This is a genomic window from Pseudomonas sp. ok266 (genome assembly GCF_900110195.1).
Taxonomy (GTDB): domain Bacteria; phylum Pseudomonadota; class Gammaproteobacteria; order Pseudomonadales; family Pseudomonadaceae; genus Aquipseudomonas; species Aquipseudomonas neuropathica.
In genome coordinates, this window is the sequence record NZ_FOCU01000002.1 from 152328 (window position 1) to 174235 (window position 21908).

The 21908-nt window shown below is 60.4% G+C and carries 19 protein-coding genes; 12 read left to right on the forward strand and 7 right to left on the reverse strand.

Translation table 11 applies throughout. The features are described 5' to 3' along the window. Positions 1-84: 84 nt before the first annotated feature. The 5 genes from BMY54_RS04280 to argS form a co-directional block, all read right to left on the reverse strand. Positions 85-462 carry a gamma-butyrobetaine hydroxylase family protein gene (locus BMY54_RS04280; RefSeq protein ID WP_093430072.1) on the reverse strand — a complete coding sequence of 126 codons (378 nt, stop codon included), beginning with the start codon at positions 460-462 and terminating at the stop codon, positions 85-87. A 153-nt stretch (positions 463-615) separates the two neighbouring features. Beyond that, the gene (gene hslU / locus BMY54_RS04285) at positions 616-1953 is read right to left on the reverse strand and encodes an ATP-dependent protease ATPase subunit HslU (RefSeq protein ID WP_064388878.1); all 1338 of its coding nucleotides are present in this window, start codon (positions 1951-1953) and stop codon (positions 616-618) included. A 54-nt stretch (positions 1954-2007) separates the two neighbouring features. Further along, entirely contained in the window at positions 2008-2538 is a 531-nt protein-coding gene (hslV, locus tag BMY54_RS04290) for an ATP-dependent protease subunit HslV (protein ID WP_016984593.1), read from the reverse strand. Positions 2539-2768: 230 nt separating this feature from the next. Further along, positions 2769-3485 carry an SPOR domain-containing protein gene (locus BMY54_RS04295; RefSeq protein WP_007909385.1) on the reverse strand — a complete coding sequence of 239 codons (717 nt, stop codon included), beginning with the start codon at positions 3483-3485 and terminating at the stop codon, positions 2769-2771. 1 nt (position 3486) lies between these two features. Beyond that, on the reverse strand, positions 3487-5223 hold the full coding sequence (gene argS, locus BMY54_RS04300; RefSeq protein ID WP_093430073.1) for an arginine--tRNA ligase: 1737 nt from the start codon (positions 5221-5223) through the stop codon (positions 3487-3489). On the opposite strand from argS, the gene BMY54_RS30795 reads away from it, so the two are divergent. Next, a complete protein-coding gene (locus tag BMY54_RS30795; RefSeq protein WP_256573801.1) occupies positions 5222-5344 on the forward strand; it encodes a hypothetical protein in 123 nt (40 codons plus the stop codon). The genes argS and BMY54_RS30795 overlap by 2 nt on opposite strands. Before the next feature lie 93 nt (positions 5345-5437). Here the strand turns inward: BMY54_RS30795 and BMY54_RS04305 are convergent, their stop codons facing one another. Next, positions 5438-7657, reverse strand: a complete 2220-nt coding sequence (locus tag BMY54_RS04305) for a primosomal protein N' (RefSeq protein WP_093430074.1) — start codon at positions 7655-7657, stop codon at positions 5438-5440. Between the two features lie 287 nt (positions 7658-7944). Here BMY54_RS04305 and rpmE point away from each other — a divergent pair, with 287 nt between their 5' ends. From rpmE to BMY54_RS04320, 3 genes are all read left to right on the forward strand, one after another. Continuing rightward, positions 7945-8172, forward strand: a complete 228-nt coding sequence (gene rpmE, locus BMY54_RS04310; protein WP_016984589.1) for a 50S ribosomal protein L31 — start codon at positions 7945-7947, stop codon at positions 8170-8172. 14 nt (positions 8173-8186) lie between these two features. Then, positions 8187-8987, forward strand: a complete 801-nt coding sequence (locus BMY54_RS04315; protein ID WP_093430343.1) for a thermonuclease family protein — start codon at positions 8187-8189, stop codon at positions 8985-8987. A 183-nt stretch (positions 8988-9170) separates the two neighbouring features. Further along, entirely contained in the window at positions 9171-10439 is a 1269-nt protein-coding gene (locus tag BMY54_RS04320) for a malic enzyme-like NAD(P)-binding protein (RefSeq protein WP_090280412.1), read from the forward strand. Between the two features lie 320 nt (positions 10440-10759). On the opposite strand, the gene BMY54_RS04325 is transcribed toward BMY54_RS04320, so the two are convergent. Further along, positions 10760-13204, reverse strand: coding sequence for a penicillin-binding protein 1A (locus BMY54_RS04325; protein WP_371914429.1), 2445 nt, complete (start codon positions 13202-13204; stop codon positions 10760-10762). A gap of 219 nt (positions 13205-13423) precedes the next feature. Between BMY54_RS04325 and BMY54_RS04330 the strand changes: the two genes are divergently transcribed. From BMY54_RS04330 to BMY54_RS04365, 8 genes are all read left to right on the forward strand, one after another. Further along, positions 13424-14488 (forward strand): pilus assembly protein PilM, encoded by a 1065-nt coding sequence (locus BMY54_RS04330; RefSeq protein ID WP_093430076.1) that lies wholly within the window; start codon positions 13424-13426, stop codon positions 14486-14488. Next, positions 14488-15054 carry a PilN domain-containing protein gene (locus BMY54_RS04335; RefSeq protein ID WP_093430077.1) on the forward strand — a complete coding sequence of 189 codons (567 nt, stop codon included), beginning with the start codon at positions 14488-14490 and terminating at the stop codon, positions 15052-15054. Before BMY54_RS04330 ends, BMY54_RS04335 begins: the two co-directional genes overlap by 1 nt. Continuing rightward, entirely contained in the window at positions 15051-15674 is a 624-nt protein-coding gene (gene pilO, locus BMY54_RS04340; RefSeq protein ID WP_093430078.1) for a type 4a pilus biogenesis protein PilO, read from the forward strand. The genes BMY54_RS04335 and pilO overlap by 4 nt, the downstream gene beginning before the upstream one ends. Continuing rightward, positions 15671-16198 carry a pilus assembly protein PilP gene (locus BMY54_RS04345; protein ID WP_093430079.1) on the forward strand — a complete coding sequence of 176 codons (528 nt, stop codon included), beginning with the start codon at positions 15671-15673 and terminating at the stop codon, positions 16196-16198. The genes pilO and BMY54_RS04345 overlap by 4 nt, the downstream gene beginning before the upstream one ends. A gap of 13 nt (positions 16199-16211) precedes the next feature. Then, on the forward strand, positions 16212-18293 hold the full coding sequence (gene pilQ / locus BMY54_RS04350) for a type IV pilus secretin PilQ (protein ID WP_093430080.1): 2082 nt from the start codon (positions 16212-16214) through the stop codon (positions 18291-18293). 4 nt (positions 18294-18297) lie between these two features. After that, on the forward strand, positions 18298-18816 hold the full coding sequence (aroK, locus tag BMY54_RS04355) for a shikimate kinase AroK (protein ID WP_011332081.1): 519 nt from the start codon (positions 18298-18300) through the stop codon (positions 18814-18816). A 152-nt stretch (positions 18817-18968) separates the two neighbouring features. Further along, the gene (aroB, locus tag BMY54_RS04360) at positions 18969-20069 is read left to right on the forward strand and encodes a 3-dehydroquinate synthase (protein WP_093430081.1); all 1101 of its coding nucleotides are present in this window, start codon (positions 18969-18971) and stop codon (positions 20067-20069) included. 10 nt (positions 20070-20079) lie between these two features. Further along, the gene (locus BMY54_RS04365) at positions 20080-21669 is read left to right on the forward strand and encodes an AAA family ATPase (RefSeq protein WP_093430082.1); all 1590 of its coding nucleotides are present in this window, start codon (positions 20080-20082) and stop codon (positions 21667-21669) included. Positions 21670-21908 lie beyond the last annotated feature (239 nt).

Below are 21908 nucleotides of genomic sequence, written 5' to 3' on the forward strand. Positions count from 1 at the left end.
CAAGCAGGCCGATCCTCGGCCACACAGCAGAGCATTCAAACAGATGAATTTAGAAAATGCCCACTAATGAGCGCAAGGCTCGGACTAGAGCATCAGCTTGACGATCGACTCGCTCGGGTCGCGGGTTTTTCCGGCGGCTTTGAGCTCGGCCAGATAATCGGCCCAGAGTGCGTCATAACGTCGCCCCAGCTCGTAGAGATAATCCCAGGTGAACAAGCCACTGTCGTGACCGTCGTCGAAGGTCAGTTTCAGTGCGTAATGACCGGCCGGTTCCAGCTTGCTCAGACCGACGTTGATCTTGCCAAATTGCAGGATCGGTTTGCCGTGGCCCTGGACCTCGGCGGAGGGGGAGTGCACGCGCAGGAATTCGGCGGGCAGGGTGTATTCCTCGCCGGACGCGTAGGTGAGCGTCAGGGTCTTCGAGGCTTTGTGCAGTTTGATGTCGGTGGGGATTTGAGTCATGGGCTGGCGTCCGAAGTGTGGGCGACCCTTGAGCAAATGTGGGAGCGAGCTTGCTCGCGAAAGCGGTGTGTCAGACAACATTGATGTCGACTGACACGGCCTCTTCGCGAGCAAGCTCGCTCCCACAGGGTCCGCTACCGCTGTAAGTATGGCTTACAGGATATAACGGGACAGGTCTTCGTTCTGCGCCAATTCGCCGAGGTGGCTGTTGACGTATTCGGCGTCGATCAGAATCGGCTTCTCATCGTGGGTGCTGGCCAGATCGCCGGCACTGAACGAAACCTCTTCGAGCAGACGCTCAAGCAGCGTGTGCAAGCGACGGGCACCGATGTTCTCGGTTTTCTCGTTGACCTGCCAGGCGATCTCCGCCAGACGCTTGATGCCTTCCGGCTGGAATTGGATGTTCAGGCCTTCGGTTTTCAGCAGCGCGCAATATTGCTCGGTCAGCGAGGCATGCGGTTCGCTGAGGATGCGTTCGAAGTCCGACGGGCTCAGGGCCTTGAGTTCAACGCGGATCGGCAGGCGACCTTGCAACTCAGGCACCAGATCGCTCGGCTTGCTCAGGTGGAACGCACCGGAGGCGATAAACAGGATGTGGTCGGTTTTGACCATGCCCAGTTTGGTGTTGACGGTGCAGCCTTCGATCAACGGCAGCAGGTCGCGCTGTACGCCTTCACGGGACACATCAGCGCCACCGACGTTACCGCGCTTGGCGACTTTGTCGATTTCGTCGATGAACACGATGCCGTGCTGTTCAACGGCTTCCAGCGCCTTAGCCTTCAGCTCTTCTTCGTTAACCAGACGCCCGGCTTCTTCGTCGCGCACCAGCTTCAGCGCTTCTTTGACCTTGAGCTTGCGCGCTTTCTTTTTGCCCTTGCCCATGTTGGCGAACAGCGACTGCAACTGGTTGGTCATCTCTTCCATGCCAGGCGGCGTGGCGATCTCGATGCCGGCCACTTCGGCGACTTCGATTTCGATTTCCTTGTCATCCAGCTGACCTTCGCGCAGGCGCTTGCGGAACAGCTGACGGGTGTTGGAATCGGAGCTCGGCGCTTCTTCATTGCTGAAGCCCATGCGGGCCGGCGGCAGCAGTGCGTCGAGGATACGATCCTCGGCAGCGTCTTCGGCGCGGTGGCGCACGCGGGTCATTTCCTGCTCACGGAGCATCTTGATCGCGGCGTCGGCCAGATCACGGATGATCGATTCGACGTCACGACCGACGTAGCCGACTTCGGTGAACTTGGTCGCTTCGACCTTGATGAACGGTGCGTTGGCCAGTTTCGCCAGACGACGGGCGATCTCGGTTTTACCGACACCGGTCGGACCGATCATCAGGATGTTCTTCGGGGTCACTTCAACGCGCAGCTCTTCAGGCAGCTGCATGCGGCGCCAGCGGTTGCGCAGGGCAATCGCGACGGCGCGCTTGGCATCGTCCTGGCCGATGATATGGCGGTTGAGTTCGTGGACGATTTCGCGGGGAGTCATGGACATAATAATTGACGGTCCTCAAGCAGAAAAAAGCCGTGGCACAGGGCCGCGTCAGGCTTATTCAGCGAGATCCTGCTCCTCAATGGTCTGAGTGTGGTTGGTGAATACACAGATGTCGCCGGCGATACCGAGAGCGGTTTCGACGATTTCACGGGCCGACAGATCGGTCTTTTTCAGCAGGGCGCTGGCCGCGGCTTGCGCGTAGCCGCCGCCGGAACCCATGGCGATCAGGCCATCTTCGGGCTCGACCACATCACCGTTGCCGGTAATGATCAGCGAGGCGTCCTTGTTGGCGACCGCGAGCATGGCTTCGAGGCGGCTCAGGGAGCGGTCGGTGCGCCATTCTTTGGCGAGTTCGACAGCGGCGCGCACCAGGTGGCCCTGATGTTTTTCAAGTTGGCCTTCGAAACGTTCGAAGAGGGTAAAGGCGTCGGCGGTGGCACCGGCAAAACCGGCGATGACCTGGCCGTGGTACAGGCGACGAACTTTTTTCGCGTTGCCTTTCATCACGGTATTGCCGAGAGAAACCTGGCCGTCGCCGCCCATGACGACTTTGCCGTGACGGCGGACTGAAACGATGGTGGTCAAGGGAAGAGTCTCCACACAGCGGGGCGAAAGTGCCTTATGCCCATTCATATGGGGGTGCTGGAGAGGATTTCAACCGGGGAGGATGCGGAGGGACGAACGGCGGGGACTGATCAGGGATATGTGGTGTTGCAAACATTGCCTTCGCGAGCAGGCTCGCTCCCACAGGGACTGCGTTATTCCTGTGGGAGCGAGCTTGCTCGCGAAGAACGATGACGCGGTGGTTTGGCGAATCAGCGGCTCTGGCGTTGTTGTAACAACAGGTTGCTGAAGCCGGCGCCAGCCAGTTGTTTCTGTGCAGTAGTTAGTTGCTCACGGTTGCTGAACGGCCCGACCAATACGCGATACCAGGTTTCATCCTTCACCGTGCCGGACTCAACCGCCACCGCCTGACCGAGCAGAATGATCTGCGCGCGGACCTTGTCGGCATCGGTTTCCTTGCGGAACGATCCGGCCTGCAAGAAGAACTTGGTTACCGGCGCCGCTTTGCTCACTGGTGGCGCTGGCGGTGGGGTGATCCCGGCCAGCGCGGCCTGCGCGCGTGCGGTGTCGATCTTCGCTGCTTCCGCCGGAGTAACTGGCGTGGTCGGGATGGCCGGCACTTGTGGCGTCGGCAACGTCTTCTCCGGCACGGCGTCTGGCGGCACGATCACTTCCGATTCCGGCAGCAGGGTGTAGAAGTCGTACTTCGGCTTCACCGGTTGCGTCGGGCTCGGCGGGGTCTTGTTGGCCTCGGCGATCTTCGATGCTTTCTGCTGTTGTGCCTGTTCGACTTTCTCGCGCTTGACCGTGTCGCTGCCCTTGCCCGGCTCCAGCTTCATCAGAAACACGATGAACGCGCCGACCGTGAGGCCGATGGCCATCCACAGCCAACCCGGAATCGGTTGCTTCGCAGGAGCTTGGTAACGGCTGGCGCCACGCTTGGGTGCAGGTTTTTTCTTGGCAGCCAACTTACATACGCTCCAGAGTTTCCAGACCCAACAGCTCCAGGCCTTGCTTGAGGGTGCGACCGGTCAGCGCGGCCAGACGCAGACGGCTCTGCATCTGGGCCGGGGTTTCGGCGGCGAGGATCGGGCAGTTCTCGTAGAAGCTGGAGAACAGACCGGCAACGTCGTACAGATAAGTGCAGAGAATGTGCGGCGTGCCTTTGTCGGACACGTTGTTCAGCACTTCACCGAACTGCGCCAGTTTCGCCGCCAGCTCAAGTTCGTGCTCGGCTTCGAGAACGATCTGACCGTCGACTTCGCTGAAATCCTTGCCCAGCTTGCGGAACACACCGGCCACGCGGGTGTAAGCGTAAAGCAGGTACGGCGCGGTGTTGCCTTCGAAATTCAGCATCAGGTCGAAGTTGAAGCTGTAGTCGCTGGTGCGGTGCTTCGACAGGTCGGCGTATTTCACCGCGCCGATGCCGACGACTTTGGCGATGTTGCGCAGCTCGTCTTCGGCCAGTTGCGGGTTCTTCTCTTTCACCAGGTTGTAGGCGCGTTCCTGCGCTTCGGTGAGCAGGTCGATCAGCTTCACGGTGCCGCCGTCACGGGTCTTGAACGGACGGCCATCGGCGCCGTTCATGGTGCCGAAGCCCATGTGCTCCATTTCCATCGGATGGGTGACGAAACCGGCCTTGCGCGCCACAGCGAACACTTGCTGGAAGTGCAGGGCCTGACGCTGGTCGACGAAATACAGTGCGCGGTCGGCTTTCAGCTTGCCACTGCGGTAGCGCACGGCGGCGAGGTCAGTGGTGGCGTACAGGTAACCGCCGTCAGCCTTGACGATGATTACCGGCAGCGGATCGCCGTCAGCATTCTTGAATTCGTCGAGGAACACGCACTGGGCGCCGTTGCTCTCGACCAGCATGCCAGCGGCTTTCAAGTCGTTGACCACGTTGATCAGGTCGTCGTTGTAGGCGCTTTCACCCATCACGTCGGCCATGGTCAGCTTGACGTTGAGCAGTTCGTAGATCTTCTGGCAGTGCGACAGCGAGATGTCCTTGAACCGGGTCCACAGCGCCAGGCACTCGGCATCGCCGGCCTGCAACTTGACCACCAGGCCACGGGCGCGGTCGGCGAATTCTGCGGATTCGTCGAAACGCTGCTTGGCGGCGCGGTAGAAGTTTTCCAGGTCCGACAGCTCATCGCTGGTGATCGGGTTTTCCTGCAGATACGCCATCAGCATGCCGAACTGGGTGCCCCAGTCGCCGACGTGGTTCTGACGGATCACTTCGTCGCCGAGGAATTCAAGAACACGGGCTACGCCGTCACCGATGATGGTCGAGCGCAAGTGGCCGACGTGCATCTCTTTGGCCAGATTCGGTGCCGACAGGTCGACCACGGTGCGCTGCGCCGGGCCAGCCTTGCGCACGCCAATGTGAGCATCAGCCAGTGCGGCATCGAGGCGGTTGGCCAAGGCCTGGGTGTTCTGGAAGAAATTGATGAAGCCCGGGCCGGCGATTTCGGCCTTGGTGACGTTCTCGTCGGCAGGCAGTGCGGCAATGATTTTTTCCGCCAGATCGCGCGGCTTCATGCCCGCAGGCTTGGCCAGCATCATGGCGATGTTGCTGGCGAAGTCGCCGTGGGTCTTGTCACGGGCGTTCTCCACCTGGATCGCCGGCGACAGGCCTTCAGGCAACACACCTTCGTTGACGAGTTGGGTGAGGGCTTGTTGGATCAGCTGGCGAATGGTGTCTTTCATGGTCTTCTCTTTCGACCGCAAGCGCGGCGGGCGCATCGATGCGCGGGTGGAAAAACTGGGCATTATCCGTTGCGAAGACGGGCTTGCCAACCTTAGCAGGCAGCTTATAGATATGTGGTGACATTCAGATCAAAAGATCGCCGCCTGCGGCGGCTCCTACAAGGGGATAGGCGTTTTCCTGCAAGAGTTGCCGCAGGCGGCGATCTTTTGATCTTCAATACAAATCGACGGGATCGACATCCAGCGACCAGCGCACCGCGCGCCCGCTTGGCATCTGCTCCAGCACCAGCAACCAACTGGCCAGCAACCGATGCAGCGGCGCCCGTGCTGTCGCCTGCAACAGCAGCTGCGCGCGATAACGCCCGGCGCGGCGTTCCATCGGTGCTGGCACTGGCCCGAGCAATTCGATCCCGCTCAGGTTCTGCTCTGCCAGCAAACGCTCGGCTTCGCTACACGCCTCATCGAGAAAACCTTCCGCTTGCCCGGGCTTGTGCGCTTCAGCACGCAACAGCGCCAGATGCGCAAACGGCGGCAACCCGGCGGCGCGGCGCTCGCTCAAGGCCTGTTCGGCAAAGGCGAAATAGCCCTGTTCGGTGAGTTGCACCAATAAAGGATGGTCAGCGAGGTGTGTCTGGATAATCACCTTGCCCGGTTCCTCCGCTCGCCCGGCACGACCTGCGACCTGCACGATCAACTGCGCCATGCGCTCGCTGGCGCGGAAGTCGCCGGAGAACAGACCGCCGTCAGCATCCAGAATCGACACCAGCGTCACCCTTGGAAAATGGTGACCCTTGGCCAACATCTGCGTGCCGACCAGAATGCACGGCTGGCCCTTCTGAATCGTCGCGAACAGTTGATTCATCGCGTCCTTGCGCGAGGTACTGTCGCGGTCGACGCGCAGTACCGGGTAGTCAGGGAATAGAATCGCCAGCCGTTCCTCGGCGCGCTCAGTACCCGCGCCGACCGGTCGCAGATCGACCTTGTTGCACTTCGGACATTGGCGCGGCGTGCGCTCGACGTAGCCACAGTGGTGGCAGCGCAGTTCGCCGTAACGCTGGTGCACGGTCATCCGCGCATCGCAGCGCGAACACTCGGACATCCAGCCGCAGTCGTGGCAGAGCAACGTCGGTGCGAAACCGCGACGGTTGAGGAACACCAGCACCTGTTGGCCATTGGCGAGGGTCTGGCCGATGGCTTGTTGCATCGGCCCGGAAATACCGCTGTCCAGTGGACGGCTTTTCACATCCAGCCGCAGGAAGCGTGGCTGCTTGGCACCGCCAGCACGTTCATTCAGGCGTAGGAGGCCGTAACGGCCGGTGTAGGCGTTGTGCAGGCTTTCCAGTGATGGCGTCGCGGAACCGAGGACGATCGGGATGTTTTCCTGCCGTGCACGCACCAGCGCCAGATCACGGGCGTGGTAGCGCAAACCTTCCTGCTGTTTATAAGAGCCGTCGTGCTCTTCATCGATGATGATCAGCCCCGGGTTTTTCATCGGCGTGAACAGCGCCGAGCGGGTGCCGATAATAATGTCGGCCTCGCCATCACGTGCGGCGAGCCAGGCTTCGAGGCGCTCGCGATCATTGACCGCCGAGTGCAGCAGGGCGATGCGCGCATTGAAGCGCTGCTCGAAGCGCGCCAGGGTCTGCGGGCCGAGGTTGATCTCCGGGATCAGCACCAGCGCCTGTTTGCCGGCTTCGAGGGTTTCGCGGATCAGTTGCAAATAGACTTCGGTCTTGCCACTGCCGGTGACCCCGGCCAGCAGGAACGCGTGATAACTGTCGAAGCCGGCGCGGATCGCCTCGTAGGCGGCGCGCTGTTCGGCGTTCAGCGGCAATTCCGGCTGCGCCAGCCAATGCTCATGGCGCACGCCGGGTGCATGCCGGCGGATTTCCACTTGCACCAGATTTTTCGCCAGCAGCAGATCAAGGCTGTCCTTGCTCAGCATCAGTTTGCTCAGCAACTGATGGGCGACGCCGTGCGGATGCTGAGCCAGAGTGGCCAATGCCTCACGCTGGCGCGGGGCGCGGGCGATGCGCGGATCATCAAGGCTGGCGCCGGGGACGATCGACCAGAAACGTTCCTGTCGCGCCTCTGCCAGCTCGCCTTGGCGAAGCAGGACTGGCAGCGCCCAGCTCAGGGTGTCGCCGAGGCTGTGCTGATAATACTGCGACGTCCACAGGCACAGCTTGAACAGCGCCGGTGGCAGTGGCGCTGTGGCGTCGAGCAGGGCCAGCGCTGGTTTCAGTTTCTCCACCGGCACTTCGCTGGTGTCCGTGACCTCGACCAGAATCCCGATCATCTCGCGTCGACCGAACGGCACTCGCAGGCGCATGCCCGGCTGCAATTGCTCACGCAGCACGCCGGCCGGCGCTCGATAGTCGAACAGGCGGCGCAAGGGTGAAGGCAGGGCTAGGCGCAGAATGGCGTCGGGCACGCGGGGGGATCTCTATAAACGCAAAATAAGGGACGAGTGCAGATCAATTGTGGGAGCGAGCTTGCTCGCGAAGGCGGTGTATCAGGCGCTTAAGGATTGACTGACACAACGCATTCGCGAGCAGGCTCGCTCCCACTGGGAATCGCGTATTGGGCCGGGAGCCTAGCAGACGGTCGGTCTCGGTGACAGCTTGCGTGTTTGAAAAGGTCTGGTAGAATCCGCGGCCTAATTACGTGCGGTATTCAACAATAGTGTTGGGTGGCGGCACGCTAGCTGAGGAAGACACCATGAAAGCTGATATCCACCCGAATTACCCAGTCATCGCTGTTACCTGCAGCTGTGGCAACAAGTTCGAAACCCGTTCGACTTTCGGCAAAGCTCTGCCAATCGACGTTTGCAACGAATGCCACCCGTTCTACACCGGTAAGCAGAAGACTCTGGACACTGGCGGCCGCGTTCAGCGCTTCGCAGACCGTTTCGGTGCTTTCGGCAAGAAACCTGCTGCTGCAGAGTAAGGTTGAAGGGCCCGGTGGGCTTTTCCTCGTTGCTGAAAAAGGCGTCCCTCGCGGGCGCCTTTTTTGTGTCTGCGATTTGGCTATCCGGCGCGCAGGCCTTCTGTCCGGCGCCTGCGGGACTGGCCAGCGTCACCGTGCAGCGCGTGGTCGATGGCGACACGCTGCGCCTGAGCGACGGTCGCAGCGTACGCATGATCGGCCTCAACACGCCTGAGCTGGGCAGGCAGGGCCGCAGCGACGAACCCTTCGCCGTGGCGGCACGCAAACGCCTGCAAGCGCTGGTCGATGCCAGCGGCGGACGTGTCGGTTTGCGCCCCGGCAAGCAAGCCAAAGACCATTACGGGCGTACGCTCGCGCATATTTACAGCACCAGCGGCGCCAATCTCGAAGCGCAAATGCTCGCCGATGGCCTCGGTTTCCAGGTCGCGGTTGCGCCGAATGTTGATCTTGTTGCCTGTCAGCAAGCCGCCGAACGTAGTGCGCGAAAGGCCGGGCTGGGCCTCTGGCGGCAATCACCTGTACTGAAAGCGGAGCAGATCCAGCGCTCGGGTTTCGCCGTGATCAGTGGGCGTGTGAGCAAGGTTCAGCGCAATCGAGGCGGAATCTGGATCGAGTTGCAGGACTCGCTTGTATTGCGCGTTGCACCCAATCTGGTCGGACAATTTGACAATGCCCGGTTGCAGGCATTGAAAGGCAAGCAGATCGAGGCTCGCGGCTGGATCGTTGATCGTTCCCGGCGCGGTGGATTGCAATCCGGCCAGTCGCGCTGGCTGCTTCCGTTGACGGATCCTTCGATGTTGCAAACGCTGCGCTGAAGAAAAATTGTAGACATTTTTTCTATCGATTGTGAACAGTCCAGCCCTTGTGCGCCGTGGCTCTTGGCCCAAAGTCGTAGGGCAGGGCGCTTGACAGGGGTGACCGCTCAGTCTTGTGGGGACTTTGCGAGGCGCGTATCCTCGCTGACCAGTCTGTCCAACAGTAAAAAGCGGAATGCCAAAATGTCTGATCTGAAAACTGCCGCTCTCGAATATCATGCCAATCCTCGTCCAGGGAAGCTGAGTGTCGAGCTCACCAAGGCCACTGCTACCGCTCGCGACTTGTCGCTGGCCTACAGCCCCGGCGTAGCTGAACCAGTGCGTGAGATCGCTCGCGATCCTGAACTGGCCTACAAATACACCGGCAAGGGCAACCTGGTTGCAGTCATTTCCGATGGCACCGCGATTCTCGGTCTGGGCAACCTCGGCCCATTGGCCTCCAAGCCAGTGATGGAAGGTAAAGGCGTACTGTTCAAGCGCTTCGCCGGCATCGACGTTTTCGACATCGAAGTCGACTCCGAAAGCCCGCAAGCCTTCATCGATACCGTAAAACGCATCTCCATCACTTTCGGCGGTATCAACCTGGAAGACATCAAGGCGCCAGAGTGCTTTGAGATCGAACGTGCTCTGATCGAGCAGTGCGACATTCCGGTCTTCCACGATGACCAGCACGGCACCGCGATCGTGACCGCTGCGGGCATGATCAACGCCCTGGAAATCGCTGGCAAAACCCTGCCAGAAGCGAAAATCGTCTGCCTGGGCGCCGGCGCTGCTGCCATCTCCTGCATGAAATTGCTGGTGAGCATGGGCGCACGTATCGAAAACATCTTCATGGTTGACCGTACCGGTGTGATCCACTCCGGCCGTGACGACCTGAACCAGTACAAAGCGGTATTCGCTCACGCCACCGAGAAGCGCAGCCTGGCTGACGCACTGGCAGGCGCTGACGTGTTCGTCGGTCTGTCCGGCCCGAACCTGCTGAGCGCAGAAGGCCTGCTGTCGATGGCGGCCAACCCGATCGTGTTCGCCTGTTCGAACCCGGATCCGGAAATCTCCCCGGAGCTGGCGCACGCTACCCGTAGCGACGTGATCATGGCCACCGGCCGTTCGGACTACCCGAACCAGGTCAACAACGTGCTGGGCTTCCCGTTCATCTTCCGTGGTGCTCTGGACGTTCGCGCCAAGCGCATCAACGAAGAAATGAAAGTGGCTGCCGCCAACGCCCTGCGTGAACTGGCCAAGCTGCCTGTCCCTCAGGACGTGTGCGATGCCTACGGTGGTGCGCCGCTGGAATTCGGCCGTGAGTACATCATTCCGAAGCCAATGGACAAGCGTCTGATCACCTTGATCTCCGACGCTGTGGCCAAGGCCGCGATCGAGACCGGTGTGGCGACCCTGCCGTATCCGAAGAACTACCCGCTGAAAAGCGTGGATGACGTGTTCAACGGCTAAGCCGTTGTAGCGCTTCAAACGAAAGCCCCGGCTCGTGAGAGTCGGGGCTTTTTATTGCCTGAAGATCAAGAACCCCCTCACCCTAGCCCTCTCCCAGGGGGAGAGGGGACTGATTGGGGGATGTTCGGGAGTTACGCCGACTTGAACGTATTGTTTTGAATCCATAATCGACACAGCTCTCTCAGGTCGATGTAGAGCGCTAGACAACTCGGTCAGTCCCCTCTCCCTTTGGGAGAGGGCTAGGGTGAGGGGCTCTAGATCTTCAGCCATAAAAAAGCCCCGCACATCTCACGAAGGCGGGGCTTTTTGCTGCTTCAGGATCAGAACAGATCGATCGGCGCCTGCTCATCCGCTGGCAGCGGGCTGCCCGGTACGGCGCCATTACCCAGTTCATTCACCGACGGCGGCGTGTCTTCAGACTTGAACAGCTCGAAATACGCGCCTGGCGTGCTCGGCGTCGCCGCTCGGCCACTGACCGGATCCACGCGCAGACTCAGCAAGCCTTCTGGCTCAGGCTGCACGTGCGGCGGCTTGTCCTTCAGCGCAGCCGACATGTAGTTCATCCAGATCGGCAGCGCCACAGTACCGCCGAACTCGCGACGACCGAGGCTTTCCGGCTGGTCGAAACCGGTCCACACGGTGGTCACGTAATCGGCGTTGTAACCAGAGAACCACGCGTCTTTCGATTCGTTGGTGGTACCGGTTTTACCGGCGATATCGCTGCGGCCCATGGCCAACGCGCGACGGCCGGTGCCGAGCTTGATCACGTCCTGCAACATGCTGTTGAGGATGTAGGTGGTGCGGCCATCGACAATTCGCTCGGCCACTGCCGGTGTTTGCGGCACGGCCGCGCTGCCCGGCACTTCGCCCGCAACCAGTGTGGCGTTGACCGTAAACGAATCGGTGTGCGGCGCCGCGATACCGTCCGTCGCCGAACCGCCCTGAGGCACGGTTGGCGGGTTGGCGACGAACAGCGTGTCGCCATTACGGCTTTCGATCTTGTCGATGATGTACGGGGTGATCTTGTAACCGCCGTTGGCGAACGTACTCCAACCGGTCGCAATTTCCATCGGCGTCAGCGTTGCAGTACCCAGCGCCAGCGACAGGTTGGGCGGCAGATCCTGCTTGTTGAAGCCGAAACGGGTGATGTAGTCGATGGTCTTGCCTACGCCCATCGCCTGCAGCAAGCGGATCGACACCAGGTTACGCGACTTGTACAGCGCCTCACGCAGGCGGATCGGGCCGAGGAAGGTGTTGGTGTCGTTCTTCGGGCGCCAGACCTTGTCCAGATATTCGTCGACAAACACGATCGGCGCATCGTTGACCAGCGTGGCAGCGGTGTAGCCGCTATCCAGCGCGGCGCTGTAGACGAACGGCTTGAAGCTCGAGCCCGGCTGACGCTTGGCCTGCATCGCGCGGTTGTAGTTGCTCTGTTCGAAGGCGAAACCGCCGACCAGCGAGCGAATCGCGCCGTTCTGCGGATCCAGCGACACCAGCGCACCTTGCGCCTGCGGGATCTGGCTGAACTTCAGTGAATTGTCTTTCTGACGCTGCACGCGAACCAGATCACCGACCGCCGCGACATCCGACGGCTGGCGCGGATTGGCACCCATGCTGTTGGTGTTGAGGAACGGTCGTGCCCATTTCATGGTGTCCCAGGCGACGTGCTCTTCGCCGGTACGGGTCAGCACTTGCAGGCCGTTCTTGTCGACCTGGGTGACGATGGCCGGCTCCAGGCTACTGATGGTGCGCTGCTTGGTCAGTTCGCTTGCCCAGGCCTCACGGGTCTTGCCCGGCAGACGCGATTCGGGGCCACGGTAGCCGTGACGCTGGTCGTAGGTCATCAAACCTTCGTGCAGCGCGGTGTTGGCCATTTCCTGCAGGTTGCTCGGCACCGTGGTGGTGACGCGGAAACCTTCGGTGTAAGCGTCGCTGCCATAACGGCCGACCATCTCGGCACGGGCCATTTCAGCGATATACGGTGCATTCACTTCCGGGGTCGGCACGTGATAGCTGGCGTTCAGCGGTTCGTTGATCGCAGCGGTGTAGTCCGCTTCGCTGATCTTGCCAAGCTTGTACATGCGCCCGAGGATCCAGTCGCGGCGTTCTTTGCTGCGCGCCGGGTTGGCCAGGGGGTTGAAACGCGACGGGGCTTTCGGCAGGCCGGCGATCATCGCCATCTGCGCCAGGCTGACATCACGGATCGACTTGCCGTAATACACCTGCGCCGCCGCTTCGATGCCATAGGCGCGGTTGCCCAGATAGATCTTGTTCACGTACAGCTCAAGGATTTCATCCTTGGTCAGCTGCCGCTCGATCTGCAGGGCCAGAAGAATTTCGGTGGTTTTGCGCGAGAAGCTGCGTTCGCTGGTCAGGAAGAAGTTCTTCGCTACCTGCATGGTGATGGTGCTGCCGCCGGACTGAATGTGTCCGCTTTTGACCAGTTGGGTCGCGGCGCGCATCAGGCTGCTCGGATCGACGCCATAGTGGTTGGCGAAATTGTCGTCTTCAGCACTTAGTAACGCATTAATGAAATTGGGGGGAATGTCGGCGAAACGGATCGGTGTGCGGCGCATTTCGCCAAATTCGGCGATCAACTTGTTGTCGCTGGAGTAGACCCGCAGCGGAATCTGCAACTGAATGCTTCGCAGAGCCTCCACAGACGGCAAACCCGGACTAAGGTAAAGAAACGCGCCGCTGAGACCTAAAAGCAGTCCGCAGAAAACGGCGACGATGGACCAACCGAAAAATTTCAGCAGACGAATCAAGGCTTTTGGACATCCAGTGCAAAGAATGAATTTGGCGACGGGGCTCCGGCTACACACAGAACCATCCGCGCTTGCAGTAAAAAGCGGAAAAAAACGCTGGGCATTATAAGCACTTTTCTGCTGGGGGCGTCATTTGCGCTTCTGTCAAGACGGGGTGAAGGAACGCAATGCGTATTACAGAGTCCGTAACTCACGGAAAGTCATAGGGAATTGGTAGTGCTGGGACTCTTCAATAAAAAGGCCAATACGTTACTGGGGATCGACATCAGTTCCACGTCAGTGAAGCTGCTGGAACTGAGCCGTCAGGGTGATCGCTACCGGGTCGAGGCGTATGCGGTAGAGCCATTGCCAGTCAACGCCGTGGTCGAAAAGAACATCGCCGAACTTGAAGGCGTCGGTCAGGCCCTGAGCCGTTTACTGGTCAAGGCGCGCACCGGGCTCAAGAGCGTGGCAGTCGCAGTGGCCGGTTCCGCCGTGATCACCAAGATCATCGAGATGGACGCCGGGCTGTCCGACGACGAGCTGGAAAACCAGCTCAAGATCGAGGCCGATCAGTATATTCCCTACCCGCTGGACGAAGTCGCCATCGATTTCGAAGTCCAGGGCGTGTCACCGCGCAACCCTGAGCGGGTCAACGTGTTGCTCGCTGCCTGTCGCAAGGAAAACGTCGAAGTCCGCGAAGCGGCGCTGGCTCTGGCCGGGCTGACCGCGCGGGTAGTCGACGTCGAAGCCTATGCGCTGGAGCGCTCGTTCGGCTTGCTGGCCACGCAACTGGCGGCGTCTCAGGAGCGTCTGACTGTCGCGGTGGTCGACATCGGCGCGACCATGACCACGCTCAGCGTCCTGCACAATGGCAAGATCATCTATACCCGCGAGCAATTGTTCGGCGGCCGGCAACTGACCGAGGAAATCCAGCGCCGCTATGGCCTGACCCTCGAACAAGCGGGGCTGGCGAAAAAACAGGGTGGCCTGCCCGATGATTACATCAGCGAGGTCTTGCAACCGTTTCGCGAGGCGCTGGTGCAGCAAGTGTCGCGCTCGCTGCAGTTCTTCTTCGCCTCCGGGCAATACAACGCGGTCGATCACATTCTGCTGGCCGGCGGCACGGCTTCAGTGCCCGGGCTGGATCGGTTGATCGAGCAGCGCCTGAGCACACCGACACAAGTAGCCAACCCGTTTGCCAACATGGCCTTGAGCAGCAAAGTCAACGCCGGGGCTTTGGCCAGCGACGCGCCGGCGCTGATGATCGCCTGCGGGCTCGCGCTCAGGAGTTTCGACTGATGGCGCGGATCAACCTCCTACCCTGGCGCGAGGAACGTCGCGAAGAGCGGCGCAAGCGCTTTCTGCTGGCCTTGATCGGCGTGTTGGCCGGCTCGATCGGTGCGGTGCTCATCGCCGATCAGATCATCAGTGCGGCGATTGAGCAGCAAGTGGCGCGCAATGATTACATCGGCAAGCAGATTGCTGTGGTCGACGAACGGATCAAACAGATCAGCGATCTCAAGGCGCGTCGTCAGCAACTGGTCGAGCGCATGCGCATCATCCAGGACTTGCAGGGCAACCGGCAGATCAGTGGGCGAATCTTCGATCAACTGGCGCGCACGCTGCCGGACGGTGTGTATTTCACCGACGTGAAGATGGTTGGCAAAACCCTGTCGATCAGCGGTGCAGCCGAATCGAACAACCGGGTCTCCGAGTTGATGCGCAATCTGGATGCTTCCGACTGGTTCGACGCGCCCAGTCTCAACGAGGTGAAGGCGACGACGGCGGGCCAGGTGGATCAGGCCAACACGTTTGAGTTGACCGTACGGCAGACCCAGCCCCGCACCGTGGAGGACGAGCAATGAAGCCGTCCGAATGGCTGGAAAGTCTGCGCGACATCGATTTCAACGACCTCGATACCAGCAACATCGGCTCATGGCCGGCAGCAGTGAAAGCCATCGCCGGGGCGCTGTTGATGGTGTTGGTCCTGGCGCTCGGTTATAACTTTTTCATCAGTGACCTGGAAAACCAACTCGAAACCAAGCGCGAGGAAGAAGCCACGCTCAAGGAGCAGTTCGCCAGCAAGGCACGTCTTTCGGCCAACCTTGAGTTGTACACCCAACAAATGAAGGCGATGGAAAACACCTTTGGCGTGCTGTTGCGCCAATTGCCCAGTGACACCGAAGTGCCGGGCCTGCTCGAAGACATCACCCGCACCGGGCTGGGCAGCGGCCTGGAGTTCGAAGAGATCAAACTTCTGCCGGAGGTCACCCAGCAGTTTTACATCGAGCTGCCGATCCAGATCACCGTCACCGGTGCCTATCACGACCTTGCGACCTTCGTCAGTGGCGTGGCCGGGCTGCCACGCATTGTCACCTTGCACGATTTCGAACTCGCGCCTGCCGATAAAGAGGGCGGGCCGAAGCTGCGCATGAGCATCCTTGCCAAGACCTACCGGTATAACGACAAGGGGCTGCAGAAATGAGCCCGACTCGTTACATCGCGTTGTCGATGACGCTGCTCGCGTTGAGCGGTTGTGGTGGCAGCAATGACTTCAGCGATCTTGATGCCTACCTGAATGAAGTACGCCTGCGCCCGGCAGGCAAGATTGAACCAACCCCGACATTCCGGTCTTACCCAACATTCACTTACAGCGCGGCCAACCTGCGCAGTCCGTTCTCGCGCCAGGTGCGGGTCGATCTGGCCGGGCAGAAACATGGCTCACGCAACGTCAAGCCCGATCCCAATCGGGTCAAGCAGTACCTCGAAGGTTTCAACATCGAGCAGTTCGAGATGGTCGGCACGATCTCCAATGTTTCCGGCTCCTTTGCGCTGTTGCGCGGGGCGGGCGGGGTGCATCGGCTGAAAGTCGGCGATTACCTGGGGCGCAATGACGGCCGCATCGTCGCTATCAGCGCCACCCAGGTCGATGTCGTCGAAATCGTCCCCGACGGCGAAGGCGCCTGGCTGGAGCGTCCGCGCACCATTCCTTTGAAAGAGCACTCATAGTGGAAGTCGAACAATGAACAGGATTTTCTCCACCCTCGGTTTTTCGCTATGGATAGCGCTGATGTCGCCGATGGTACTCGCGGTCAATCTGAAGATGCTGGACGTGGCGGCGTTGCCGGGTGATCGCGTCGAGCTGAAGTTGTCGTTCGACGGCCCGCCGCCACAACCCAAGGGCTACACCACCGAATCGCCGGCGCGGATTGCCCTGGACCTGCCCGGTGTCGCCAGTCAGTTGGCCAGCAAGAACCTCGATCTGGGCAGTGGCAATGCGCGCACCGCCACTGTGGTTGAGGCCAAGGAGCGCACGCGGCTGATTGTCAGCCTGACGCAACTGGCGCCTTACACCACGCGGGTTGAGGGCAATAACCTGTTCGTGGTGGTCGGTCAGGGCGCACCGGCCACCGCGCTGCGTCCTGCTGCCGCTGCACCTCGTGCTACCGCTAAAGCTGCTGCGCCCGCCAAGGCATTTGTGCCGAAAAGCCGGGCGATTCGCGGTGTGGACTTCCAGCGTGGTACGGCGGGGGAAGGCAATGTGGTCATCGACCTGTCCGACCCGACCATCGCCCCGGATATCCAGGAGCATGACGGCAAGATCATCCTCACCTTCGCGCGCACGCAGTTGCCGGACAAGTTGCGGGTACGCCTCGACGTCAAGGATTTCGCCACCCCGGTGCAGTTCGTCAATGCCGGAGTAACCGCTGATCGCACAGTCATTACCGTTGAACCCAGTGGCACCTACGAGTACTCCACCTTCCAGACCGACAACAAACTGACCGTCAGCATCCGCCCGATGACCGTCGATGACCTGCAAAAACGCAACGCTGACCGTCAGGCGTACGTCGGCGAAAAGCTCTCGCTGAACTTCCAGGACATTGATGTGCGCTCGGTGCTGCAACTGATCGCCGACTTCACCAACCTCAATCTGGTTGCCAGCGACACGGTGCAGGGTGGCATCACCTTGCGCCTGCAAAATGTGCCGTGGGATCAGGCCCTGGATCTGGTGTTGAAAACCAAGGGCCTGGATAAGCGCAAGATCGGCAATGTGCTGCTGGTGGCGCCGGCCGATGAAATCGCTGCCCGCGAGCGTCAGGAACTGGAGTCGCAGAAGCAGATCGCCGAACTGGCGCCGTTGCGCCGCGAGCTGCTACAGGTGAACTACGCCAAAGCCGCGGACATCGCCAAGCTGTTCCAGTCGGTGACCAGTGCCGAGGCGAAAATCGACGAGCGCGGTTCGATTACCGTCGACGAGCGCACCAACAACATCATTGCCTACCAGACTCAGGATCGCCTCGACGAACTGCGGCGGATCGTGGCGCAACTGGATATTCCGGTGCGTCAGGTGATGATCGAAGCGCGGATTGTCGAGGCCAACGTTGATTACGACAAAAGTCTGGGCGTGCGCTGGGGCGGTTCGATCCAGAACAAGGGCAACTGGAACACCTCGGGCGTGAGCAACGGCACATCGTCGACCATCGGTACGCCGGGCAGCACCAGCACCAACTCGCCGTTCGTCGACATGGGCACGGTGGGCAATACCTCAGGGATCGGCATCGCCTTCATCACCGACAACGTGCTCCTCGATCTCGAGCTGACCGCGATGGAGAAGACCGGCAACGGCGAAATCGTCTCGCAGCCGAAGGTGGTCACCTCCGACAAGGAAACCGCAAAAATCCTCAAAGGCACCGAGATTCCGTATCAGGAAGCCAGTTCCAGCGGCGCGACGTCGGTGTCGTTCAAGGAGGCCTCGCTGTCGCTGGAAGTCACCCCGCAGATCACCCCGGACAACCGCATCATCATGGAGGTCAAGGTCACCAAGGACGAACCGGATTACCTGAACAAAGTGCAGGATGTGCCGCCGATCAAGAAAAACGAGGTCAACGCCAAGGTGCTGGTCAATGACGGCGAAACCATCGTGATTGGCGGTGTTTTCTCAAATACTCAAAGCAAGGTCGTAGATAAGGTGCCATTTCTTGGCGATGTGCCGTATCTTGGCCGCCTTTTCCGGCGTGATGTGGTATCGGAGAAAAAATCCGAGCTGCTGGTATTTCTCACACCACGTATCATGAATAACCAGGCGATTGCTGTGAGTCGTTGATTCTGTGCGAAATTTGATTCTTGTAGGACCGATGGGTGCTGGCAAAAGCACCATCGGCCGGTTACTGGCCAAAGAGCTGCGCCTGCCGTTCAAAGATTCCGACAAGGAAATTGAATTGCGCACGGGCGCCAATATCCCGTGGATCTTCGACAAGGAAGGCGAACCCGGCTTTCGTGACCGTGAGCAGGCGATGATCGCCGAGCTTTGCGCGTTCGATGGCGTGGTGTTGGCGACCGGCGGTGGCGCAGTCATGCGCGATGCCAATCGCAAGGCCCTGCATGAGGGTGGGCGAGTGGTGTATCTGCACGCCTCTGTGGAGCAGCAGGTCGGCCGCACGTCGCGCGATCGCAACCGGCCGTTGCTGCGTACTGCCAATCCGGAAAAAACCCTGCGTGACCTGCTGGCGATCCGCGATCCGCTTTATCGGGAAATTGCCGATCTGGTGGTGGAAACCGACGAGCGGCCGCCACGTATGGTGGTGCTCGACATTCTCGATCGTCTGGCGCAGCTTCCTCCCCGTTAAAGCAGCGCTCGAAATGCGCTATCCTCGGCGTCCTGTCACAGTCCGCCGAGGTTGTGGCGGATGGCGTGCAAGCGGCGTCATACCCGCTATAGGCCGCAGATAACCAATAATTCAGGGCAGGACGCCTGCTTCCATCTTCACTGTGGGGACACATGCAGACACTCAAGGTCGATCTAGGCGAGCGCAGCTACCCGATTCATATTGGCGAAGGTTTGTTGGATCAGCCCGAGCTGCTGGCTCCGCATATCCATGGGCGGCAGGTGGCAATCATCTCCAACGAGACCGTTGCGCCGCTCTATCTTGAACGTCTGACCCGCAGCCTGGCGCAGTTCTCGGTGATCTCCGTGGTGTTGCCGGACGGCGAAGCCTTCAAGAACTGGGAAACCTTGCAACTGATCTTCGACGGTCTGCTGACTGCCCGTCATGACCGCCGCACCACCGTGATCGCCCTCGGCGGCGGTGTGATCGGCGACATGGCCGGTTTTGCCGCAGCCTGTTACCAGCGCGGCGTCGACTTCATCCAGATTCCGACGACATTGCTGTCCCAGGTCGATTCTTCGGTGGGCGGCAAGACCGGTATCAACCATCCACTAGGCAAGAACATGGTCGGCGCGTTCTACCAGCCGAACGTGGTGCTGATCGATACGGCGTCCCTGAAAACCCTGCCAGAGCGCGAGCTGTCTGCCGGTCTGGCCGAAGTCATCAAGTATGGGCTGATCTGCGACGAGCCATTCCTGACCTGGCTCGAAGAAAACGTCGATGCCCTGCGTGCGCTGGACCAGAAAGCCCTGACTTACGCGATCGAGCGCTCTTGCGCGGCCAAGGCTGCGGTGGTTGGCGCCGATGAGAAAGAAACCGGCGTACGTGCCACGCTCAACCTCGGCCACACTTTCGGCCACGCCATCGAGACCCACATGGGCTATGGTGTCTGGTTGCACGGGGAAGCGGTCGCGGCTGGCACCGTGATGGCGCTGGAGATGTCCGCGCGTCTGGGCTGGATCAGTGACGAGGAGCGTGATCGCGGTATTCGTCTGTTCCAGCGCGCCGGCTTGCCAGTGGTGCCGCCGACTGAAATGACCGAAGCCGATTTTCTTCAACACATGGCAATCGACAAAAAAGTGATCGACGGTCGTCTGCGCCTGGTGCTGCTGCGCCGGATGGGCGAAGCGGTAGTGACCGACGATTATCCGAAAGAGGTTCTACAGGCCACGCTGGGAGCGGATTACCGCGCCCTGGCTCAGCTTAAAGGTTGAAAAGATTCCAATGACTAGTTTGCATGCCGACGAGGCGTTCCTCGGCCATTTCCAGTTAAGTCACGACCCGTTCGCGCCACGCGTGCCGGGCTTCAAGTTCTTCCCGGCTCAGCGCAAACCGGTGCTGGGTCAACTGCATCATCTGGCGCGTTACAGCCAGTTGCTGCTGGTGGTCACCGGCCCGCAAGGCAGTGGCAAGACCTTGCTGCGTCAGGCGCTGGTCGCCAGCACCAACAAGCAGTCGGTGCAGAGTGTGGTGGTTTCCGCCCGTGGCGCCGGTGATGCTGCCGGTGTGTTGCGCCAGGTGGCGCAGGCGCTGAACGTCGCTCAGGCCGAAGTTGGCGCGATTCTCGATCAAGTGGTGCAACTCGCACTGACCGGCCAGGAAGTCTATCTGTTGGTGGACGACGCTGAGCAACTCGACGAGTCCGCTCTCGAAGCGCTGATGGCGCTGGGTGCCGGCGCACCGGAAGGTCGCCCGCATGTGTTCCTGTTCGGTGAGTCGTCGCTGATCGCTCAGCTTGAGGCGTTGCACCTTGAGGAAGAGCGTTTCCACGTCATCGAGCTGCAGCCGTACACCGAAGAAGAGACCCGCGAATATCTCGACCAACGGCTCGAAGGTGCCGGCCGGGGTGTCGAACTTTTCACCGCGGATCAGATCTCTGATATTCACGAAAGTGCCGAGGGTTGGCCGGGCAACATCAACCAGGTCGCTCGCGATGCTCTGATCGAAGTCATGATTGCCAGCCGCTCTGCGGTCAAGCGTCCAAGTATGGGGTTCAACATGCCGAAGAAACACGTATTGGCGATTTCCGCCGTCGTTGTGGTCGCGGTCGCCGCCGCCTGGTTGATGCCGGGTCGCAATAAGGCGCCAACCACCGGCGCTCCTGCCAATGAACAGGCACAGTTGCCATTGGGGCAGGGTGCCAATGGCGGCGCACCGAACGTCGAGTTCGCCGGCAATACGCAACCGATGCCGTTGCCGCTGGTCGGTAACTCGCAACCGGTCATGCGCGGCCCGTTGGCCGAGGCGGCTGGCGGTATTACCGAAGGCGACGATGGCGTGCCGCTGGAAGGTTCCAGTGCGACTCCGCCGACCGTGACCACTTCCGCGCCACCGGCGGGCGTTCCTGCCGGTCCCGCGCCGACACCGGTTCCGTTGCCGGCCGCCAAACCGACTCCTGCTCCTACTCAGGTTGCCACCGCCAAGCCTGCTCCGGCCGCGCCAGTCGCCAAACCGGCCCCAGCGCCGGCCAAGCCAGTCGCCGCTGCAAAACCGGCCGAGAAGCCGGTGACCGTTGCCAAAGCCGCCGGTGGCAGCTGGTATGCCGGTCAGCCGACCGGCAACTACGTGGTGCAGATCCTCGGCACCAGCTCTGAAGCGGCAGCGCAAAACTTCGTCAAAGAGCAGGGCGGTGAGTACCGTTATTTCAAGAAAGTCCTCAACGGCAAACCGCTTTACGTGATCACCTACGGCAACTTCGCCAATCGTGATGCAGCCGTTTCTGCCATCAAGGCCTTGCCAGCGAAGGTTCAGGCTGGTAAACCTTGGCCTCGCACTGTCGCCAGCGTCCAACAGGAACTGGCAACAACTCGCTGAAGATTCGGCGGCCTTACCCAGGCCGCCTCTCCAAGCACCTCAAAATTTCTACGAGTGCGCGCCGCCTTCTCAGGTCGCGTGCCTTGTGGTGTCTGCGTCACAGTAGTCTTTGAGTCGTTGCGGTCAAAATTAAAAAAGTTTTGACTAGCACAGCAGATCGCTTTAAACCTTTCACAAATGCGACATGAATTTGCGACATTTCGTCGTCAAATTTGTGAGCCTCTGTGTCGCTGTGTACA